Here is a 7,499-nt window from a genome sequence, read left to right as displayed (position 1 = left end):
GCCGGTGGTGGGGGTGACGCCGCCGGTGCAGGTGACGCCGTTGACCGCGAACGCGGTCGGGACCGGGTTGCTGCTGTTGTTCCAGGTGCCGTTGAAGCCGAACGACGTGCTCGCGTTGGTGCCCAGGCTGCCGTTGTAGCTGACGTTGGCGGCCCGCACCGAGGCGCCGCTGGCGGTGATCTCGGCGCCCCAGAACTGGGTGACGGTCTGCCCGGCGCCGAAGGTCCAGGTGACGGCCCAGCCGTTGAGCGGGTCGCCGAGGTTCGTCAGGTTGACGTTGGCGGTGAAGCCGCCGCCCCACTGCGCGGTGACGGCGTAGTCGACGCGGCAGCCGGCGGCCGCCTGGGCGGCGGTCGCGCCGACGGCCAGGCCGGACGCGACGAGCGCGGCCGTCGCCGCGGCGGACGTCCACAACACCGTACGGCGGTGTCGGTTGATCATGCTGGTCTCCTGCGGGTGGTGGTGCCGTGCCCACGCCGGCACCGATGCCCGGTCGGTGTCGGGGCGGGCCTTGAAACCCGGACGCCAGTGCCATGCCGAACGCTCACGTCTCCCGCACAGTAAGCGCTTTCAGCGCAGCCTAACGATGGGTGTCGATGCGGTCAAACCTCGGTACGCACTGAACGATCCCGACGCGCCACCCGTATCCACCGCCGACCGGAACATCGGCCGGAACCGCGATGCCGGAGCGGGCACGAGCAGATTCCTCCAGTCGTCACTTCGCACCGTGGAGACGGGGCGGCAGCCGCCGCGCCGGCCCTCCCGGTCAACCAGAGGAGAGGTGCATGGCCAGGGGTACGCGCAAGACCGCGGTCCTGAAACTCGGCGGGGTGGGCGCCCTCGCGGCGCTGTTGCTCGCCGGTGGGCTGCAACTGGCGTCGGCGGGCGAGAACGGCCGCCCGGCCACCACTGCGGCCGCGCAGACCGTGAACTGCCCGACCGTACGCGACAAGCTGCCCGCCGTACCCGCGGCGGCCGCGGCCCAGGTGGAACGGGAACTGGCCAACCTGGACCAGGAGATCGCCCGGCAGAACGAGCGGCTGGCCCGGCAGGCGGTACGCCCCGAGGGCGGCCCGAACTTCGTCGACAACGCGATCCTCGGCCCGCTGCGCAGCAAGCGGATCGCCGTGCTCGACCGGATCGAGATCGCCTTCAACCGGATCGGCGCGCAGCGCCCGGACCTGGAGACGCTCGCCACCTGCTCGCTCAACGCCCCGGGCGTGCCGAGCGCCGTCAACGGTGGCGCCACCCAGAACGGCAACGGCCAGAACGGGGCCGGCCAGAACGGCAACGGTCAGGGCGGCAACGGTCAGGGCGGCAACGGTCAGGGCGGCAACGGCAACGCGGGCGGCGCGGCCCGGACCGTCGACTGCCCCCGGGTCGACCTGCCCGCCGTCCCGGCGGCCGCCGCCGCCCAGGTGCAGGCCGAACTGGCCACGCTGGACAAGCAGATCGCCGAGGCCGACGTCCGCCTCGCCCAGCTCGCGGTACGCCCCGAGGGCGGCCCGGCGTTCATCGACAACGCGATCCTCGGCCCGCTGCGCAGCAAGCGCGTCGCGGCGCTCGACCGCATCGAGATCGCGTTCAACCGGGTCGGCGCGCAGCGGCCGAACCTGGACGCGCTCGCCGCCTGCGGCCTGAACTGACAGGGCCCGGTCGCGGCCCGGCGGTGCGCATCCGCCGGGCCGCGACAGTGGTCACAACGGCCCGAACACGTCGTCCGGGTCGGCGTCCAGCGTCAGCGTCTCCAGCACCGTCAGAAGCTGCCGTTCCTCGTACCGGAAGTGCGACTCCATGATCGCCGCCACGCCCTCCAGGTGCCGGGCCAGTTCCCCGGGCGGGGCGTCCCGGGCCACCGCCGCGCCCAGCCCGGTCAGCAGGTACCCGATCATCGAGTGGTCCTGCCGCAGCCGGTCCAGCGTGGCGCGCAGCTCGGGATGCCGCGCCGCGATCGCCGGGAAGAGGCTGCGGTCCTCGCCCTCGTGATGCGCGGTCAGCGCCGCACAGAACCCGTGGCAGAACAACAGCAGCTCACGTGTCGCCGGGCGGGCCGGCTCACCGTCGGCGAGCGCCCGCCGGGTCACCTCCAGCGCCTCGCGCAGCCGCTCGTGGACGGCTCGCATCTCGCGGCTCCAGGCCACCAGCCTGGTCTGTTCGCCCTCAGCCACGTGGCAAGGGCGAAGGGACGACGAGTGTCATCGTCGTGCTCCCTTCGATCCGGCGCCTCCATGCCTGACACGGTCTGCCACCGGCACGCGACGCTGCGCGGAGCCTAACCGGCGGCACCGGCGCCATCAAGTAGTGCCAGCGCTACCCCGGTTCGGGCAGCAGGCGGTATGGAACGTGGCGCCCGATTCTCCGAGGCTTGAGGCCGTACCCGTTCACCTCCCTCGAGGAGTTCCCATGATCCGCCGTACCTTCCCGGTCGCCGTCGGCGCCACGGCCCTGCTGACCGTCGCCGCGCTGGGTGTGCCCGCCGCGTCCGCCACGACCACCGACGCCCGGCGTCCCGCCGGCGACGCCGTCCAGCAGCGGTTGGACGGCCTGATCGCCGAGCACGGCTTCCCCGGAGCGCTGGCCTCCGTACGCCGCGACGGCCGGGTGCGCGACTACACCGCGGGGGTCGGCGACCTGCGCACCGGGGCCGGGATCCCCCGCGACGCCCGGGTGCGCGTCGGCAGCAACACCAAGACGTTCACCGCCGTGGTCGTCCTCCAGCTCGTCGGCGAGGGCCGCATCGACCTGGACGCTTCCGTCGAGCGCTACCTGCCCGGCATGGTGCGCGCCAACGGCAACGACGGGCGGCGGATCACCGTACGCCAGCTGTTGCAGCAGACCAGCGGCCTGCCCGACTACGACGAGGTCGTGTTCAGCGAGGCGCAGGACCTGGTGAACCGCCGCAGCGACTACTTCGACCCGCGCCGGCTGCTGGACGAGGCGCTCACCCAGTCGCGGCGCTTCCCGCCGGGTCAGAAGTGGGAGTACAGCAACACCAACTTCGTGCTGGCCGGGCTGATCGTCGAGCGGGTCACCCAGCGCCCGGTCGGCGAGGAGATCACCCGGCGGATCATCGAGCCGCTGCGGCTGCGCGACACGTACTGGCCGCAGACCGGCGAGCAGGACCTGCCCGGCCGGCTGCCGCGCGGATACGTGGCGGTGGAGCCGGGCGCGCCGTGGGTCGACGTGACCCGGATGGACCCGTCGCTGGGCTGGGCCGCCGGCCAGCTCGTCTCGACCCCGTCGGACCTGCGCACGTTCTTCGAGGCGCTGCTGGCGGGCAAGCTGCTCGAGCCGGCCCAGCAGGCGGCCATGACGCGTACCGTGCCGGCGCCCGATTTCGAGCCCACCGGGGTCTGGGAGTACGGCCTGGGCATCGCCCGGCACACGCTGCCCTGCGGCGACCACGCCTGGGGACACGGCGGCGACATCCAGGGCTTCCAGACGCGCAACCTGTCCACCAACGACGGGCGCAGCGCCGTGGTCGCGGTGACCGGGCTGCCGACCAGCATGGAGATGCTGGAGGCGGTCACCAGCACCGTCGACGCGGTCCTGTGCGACACCCGCCGCTGATCCGGGCCGCACCGCAGGCGCGCCGCCTCCCCGTGAGGCGGCGCGCCTGCGCGCGTGGGTCTACCGCCGGCCGTCGAGATAACGCAGCACGGCGGTGACCCGGCGGTCGGCGCGGTCGTCGGGCGGCAGGCCCAGCTTCGCGAAGATGTTGCGGATGTGTTTGTGCACCGCGCCCTCGGTGACGAACATCCGTTCCGCGATCGCGCTGTTGCCCAGCCCTTCGGCCATCAGCGCCAGCACCTCGTGCTCACGCGGCGACAGCTCGGCCAGCGCGGTGTCCGGCCGGCGGTTGCGGGCGAGCAGCTGCCCGACCACCTCGGGGTCGATCACGCTGCCGCCGGCCGCGACGCGGTGCAGCGCGGCGAGGAACTCCTCGACCCTGCCCACCCGTTCCTTGAGCAGGTAGCCGAGCCCGGACGCGCCGACCGAGAACAGCTCGGTGGCGAACGCCTGCTCGACGTACGCGGACAGGACCAGCACCGCGAGGCCCGGCAGGCGGCGTCGGGCCTCGACCGCGGCGACGATGCCCTCGTCGGTGTGGGTGGGCGGCATCCGCACGTCGACGATCGCCACGTCCGGCCGGTGGTCGTCCACGGCGGTCAGGAACTCCCCCGGTGTGCCGGCGGTGGCGACCACGTCCAGGTCCTCGGCGCGCAGCAGCAGCGCCAGCCCTTCGCGCAGCAGCGCGTCGTCCTCGGCGATCACGATCCGCATGGCAGCTCCACGTGCATCCTCGTCGGTCCTCCCGGTGGGCTGGTCAGCGTCATCCGCCCGTCGTAGGCCCCGACCCGCCGGCGGATGCCGGTCAGACCCGAGCCGCGCGTCTCGTCGGCGTCCCCGCGCCCGTCGTCGGTGACTGTGACGAGCAGCCGGTCCCCCTCCCGGCGCACGGAGACGTCCACGGCGCTCGCGCCGCTGTGCCGGACCACGTTCGTCAGCGCCTCGGCCACCACGAAGTACGCGGTGGCCTCCACCGCCGCCGCGCAGCGCACGTCGACGTCCACCGACAGGCGGCACGGCACCGCGCACGCCGCGGCGAGTCCGTCGAGTGCCCCGGCCAGGCCCCGGTCGCCGAGCACCGGCGGCAGGATGCCGCGCACCACCGTACGCAGCTCGCCGAGCGCCTGCTCGGCCGCGTTCTGCGCGCGTTCCAGGATCTCGTCGGCGCGGGCCGGATCACGCCGTACCGCGCGCCGCGCGGCGCCGAGCAGCACGTTCACCGCGACCAGCCGGTTCTGGGTGCCGTCGTGCAGCGAGCGTTCGATCCGGCGCAGCTCCACCGCGTGGGCGTCGAGCGCGGCGGCACGGGTGGCGGTGAGTTCGGCGACCCGCAGCGACAGGTCGACCCCGGGCGGCGGGGGCAGCAGCCGGCGGCCCGGCCGGGCCTGGATCCGCGCCAGGGCCGGCCCGGTCGTGGCCGTGAGGACCAGCCATCCGACTCCGAGCAAGCCGACAACGAGCGCGTCGCCCAGCCCGCCGATGTGCCACCAGACGATCCCGGGCGCACCGGCCCCCGGCGGCAGCAACCGGTACCACAGCGGGAACGTCAGGTCCTGCACGGCGTAGATCGGCAACGTGAACGCGATCAGCCCGGTGCCGAAGCCGAACGTCCCGTGGACGGCGACCCAGCGCAGCTCCCGCCGCACGACCGGATCGCGCAGGGCGGGGCGCAGAGCCTCCGGCGCCGGGCCGGGCGACGGGATCGGCGACCCCGACCGGGACAGCCGGGCACGCTCGCGGTCGGCCACCGACCGCACCGCCCGCAGCATCCCCGGTACGAGCAGCAGCCCGACCCCGCCGACGCAGGCCGCGGCCACGACGACCAGACCGAGCAGCACGCCGAGCGCCAGCACGGCGGTGCCGAGCCCGCCGACGAGGTGCTCCAGCGCGTCCACCGCGGCGCGGAACCGCCTGCGCACGTACTCCATTCCGGCCCACCCCCCGGCCGCCACGATAGGTCACCGCTGTCGCCGCCCGTCAGGGCCGGACGCGGAAAGTACAGCCTGCTGTACCCCGGCCGTCGTGCTGGCGGGATCGTTCCCGGCCGGTCGCGCGCCTAGCGTCGACGGGGAAGGACGCACCCGAGGAGGCAGCCGTGAACGACCTGGACCGCACCGCCGAGAAGACCGCCGCGACGACGACCCGGATGCGCCCGCTGCTCTGGCTGGTGCTCATCGTCAGCGTGGCCGCCAACGTGACGCTGTCGAGCGTTCTGGACAACCCGTGGGCTGGTTCGGCCTTCGGCGCGCTGGCGCTGGCGTGCGGGGTGACGCTGGCCGTGAACCACTACCGCAACCGCTGAGCGCCGCGGGGCGGGCCGTGACGACGGTCGGCCCGCCCTGCCGCGTTCGCCCGCGCGAGCGCCCCACCGGCTGTGGCGGGCGTGGTGACCGCCGCCGTCCGGTGGACAGGCCGGTTGCGTTAACGCTGCGAATCGATTGACAGTCGGCTATGTGAACGCCAGGCTAGGGGGCGTTGTTAGCGTTAACGCGGCCGTCATCTCCACCGCAGAGGAAGGCCACCGTCGTGCCCCTGACCCGACGCGCGTTCACAGTCGGCGCCCTGTCCGCCGCTGCCGCCGCCTCCGGCGCGCTCAGCCTGCCCCGCGCCGCGCTCGCCGCCCCGAACACCGCCTACGCGATGGTCTACTTCACCGAGACGCCGAACGGCCTCGGCGCCGACTACGGCCTGCACCTGGCCGTCAGCCGGGACGGCCTGAACTGGACCCCGCTGAACCAGAACAACCCGGTGGTCACCCCCACCGCCGGGCAGCTCGGCCTGCGCGACCCGTTCGTGCTGCGCAAGAGCGACGGGACGTTCGTGGTGCTGGCCACCGACCTCAAGGGCACCAACTGGGGGCTGACCAGCCAGTACCTGCACGTGTGGGATTCGGCCGACCTGACCGCGTTCACCGGCTACCGGCGCATCCGGATGCACACGCTCGACACCCACACCTGGGCGCCGACCGCGTTCTGGGACGCCGCCCGCGGCCAGTACGCCGTCGTCTACTCCGCCAACAACGGCCGGGACGTGCTGTTCGTCAACTACACGAGCGACTTCCGCACCGTCAGCGCCCCACAGGTGTACTTCAGCCCGAACTTCGGCGTGCTCGACGGGGACGTGGTGGTCGACGGCGGCACCACGTACCTCTACTACAAGAACCTCGACGACGGGTACCTCTACGGCGCCCGCTCCACCACCGGCGCGCCGAACAGCTTCACCACGTACACCAGCGGGCTGCGGCAGGGCAACGCGATCGAGGCGCCGCTGCTGCTGCGCACCAACGAGGGCGGCTGGCGGCTGTGGGGCGACTCGTTCAGCCCGGTCAACAACGACTACTACGCCTGGTCCACGACCAGTATCTCGGGCAACTCGTGGACGCCGCTGAACCAACGCGACTACACCCCGCCGCTGAACTCGAAGCACGGATCGATGATCGGCATCAGCGACGCCGAGTACGCCGGCATGGTCAACCGCTGGGGCACGCCGAACTGGGTCCGGCTCAAGTCGTCGAACCTTCCCGACCGCTACGTCCGGCACGCCGACCGGATCGCCCGCGTCGACACGTACCCGTTCGACCCGTACCAGGACCAGATGTGGCGCATGGTCCCCGGCCTGGCCGACTCCGCCGGCGTCTCCTTCGAGTCGGTCAACTACCCCGGCAACTACCTGCGGCACTACGACTACGCGGTCCGGCTGGACCCGAACGACGGCAGCGCCACGTTCCGCGCCGACGCCACCTTCCACCGCACCGCCGGCCTGGCGGACAGCACCTGGTCGTCGTTCCGGTCGCACAACTTCCCCACCCGCTACCTGCGGCACTACGACTACCGGCTGCGCATCGACCCGCTCGACGCGGGCTCCCCCGCGATCGACCGCCAGGACGCCACGTTCCGGGTCACCGCGTAACCGTCCCCACCACCGTCCCC

At 73.1% G+C, this 7,499-nt stretch carries 8 protein-coding genes; 4 read left to right on the top strand and 4 right to left on the bottom strand.

The features are described from left to right. Positions 1–441, bottom strand: a 441-nt coding sequence (locus F8279_RS28400) for a cellulose binding domain-containing protein (protein ID WP_192580790.1), incomplete at its 3' end; no start/stop codon positions are given. Positions 442–785: 344 nt separating this feature from the next. Here F8279_RS28400 and F8279_RS28395 point away from each other — a divergent pair. Further along, positions 786–1,646 (top strand): hypothetical protein, encoded by an 861-nt coding sequence (locus F8279_RS28395; RefSeq protein WP_151501576.1) that lies wholly within the window; start codon positions 786–788, stop codon positions 1,644–1,646. A gap of 51 nt (positions 1,647–1,697) precedes the next feature. Here F8279_RS28395 and F8279_RS28390 read toward each other — a convergent pair whose 3' ends face one another. Further along, entirely contained in the window at positions 1,698–2,168 is a 471-nt protein-coding gene (locus F8279_RS28390) for a hemerythrin domain-containing protein (protein ID WP_091425038.1), read from the bottom strand. A 235-nt stretch (positions 2,169–2,403) separates the two neighbouring features. On the opposite strand from F8279_RS28390, the gene F8279_RS28385 reads away from it, so the two are divergent. Next, complete coding sequence (locus F8279_RS28385) at positions 2,404–3,570, top strand: serine hydrolase (protein ID WP_091425036.1); 1,167 nt, start codon at positions 2,404–2,406, stop codon at positions 3,568–3,570. A gap of 60 nt (positions 3,571–3,630) precedes the next feature. Here F8279_RS28385 and F8279_RS28380 read toward each other — a convergent pair whose 3' ends face one another. Then, on the bottom strand, positions 3,631–4,284 hold the full coding sequence (locus tag F8279_RS28380) for a response regulator transcription factor (protein WP_091425034.1): 654 nt from the start codon (positions 4,282–4,284) through the stop codon (positions 3,631–3,633). Further along, the gene (locus tag F8279_RS28375; RefSeq protein ID WP_091425032.1) at positions 4,272–5,498 is read right to left on the bottom strand and encodes a sensor histidine kinase; all 1,227 of its coding nucleotides are present in this window, start codon (positions 5,496–5,498) and stop codon (positions 4,272–4,274) included. The genes F8279_RS28380 and F8279_RS28375 overlap by 13 nt, the downstream gene beginning before the upstream one ends. Positions 5,499–5,665: 167 nt before the next feature. Here F8279_RS28375 and F8279_RS28370 point away from each other — a divergent pair, with 167 nt between their 5' ends. Together F8279_RS28370 and F8279_RS28365 are read left to right on the top strand one after the other, a co-directional pair. Further along, positions 5,666–5,872 (top strand): hypothetical protein, encoded by a 207-nt coding sequence (locus F8279_RS28370; RefSeq protein ID WP_091425030.1) that lies wholly within the window; start codon positions 5,666–5,668, stop codon positions 5,870–5,872. Between the two features lie 224 nt (positions 5,873–6,096). After that, positions 6,097–7,479, top strand: coding sequence for a glycoside hydrolase family 43 protein (locus F8279_RS28365; RefSeq protein ID WP_091425028.1), 1,383 nt, complete (start codon positions 6,097–6,099; stop codon positions 7,477–7,479). Positions 7,480–7,499: the final 20 nt, after the last annotated feature.

Source organism: Micromonospora sp. AMSO1212t, assembly GCF_008868145.1.
Taxonomy (GTDB): domain Bacteria; phylum Actinomycetota; class Actinomycetes; order Mycobacteriales; family Micromonosporaceae; genus Micromonospora; species Micromonospora tulbaghiae.
This window is presented reverse-complemented; position numbering and strand designations above follow the sequence as displayed.

Excerpts from the sequence above, each read along its gene's own strand:
- F8279_RS28395 (WP_151501576.1), top strand. The coding sequence starts at position 786 with ATGGCCAGGGGTACGCGCAAGACCGCGGTCCTGAAACTCGGCGGGGTG.
- F8279_RS28385 (WP_091425036.1), top strand. The coding sequence starts at position 2,404 with ATGATCCGCCGTACCTTCCCGGTCGCCGTCGGCGCCACGGCCCTGCTG.
- F8279_RS28380 (WP_091425034.1), bottom strand. The coding sequence starts at position 4,284 with ATGCGGATCGTGATCGCCGAGGACGACGCGCTGCTGCGCGAAGGGCTG.
- F8279_RS28375 (WP_091425032.1), bottom strand. The coding sequence starts at position 5,498 with ATGGAGTACGTGCGCAGGCGGTTCCGCGCCGCGGTGGACGCGCTGGAG.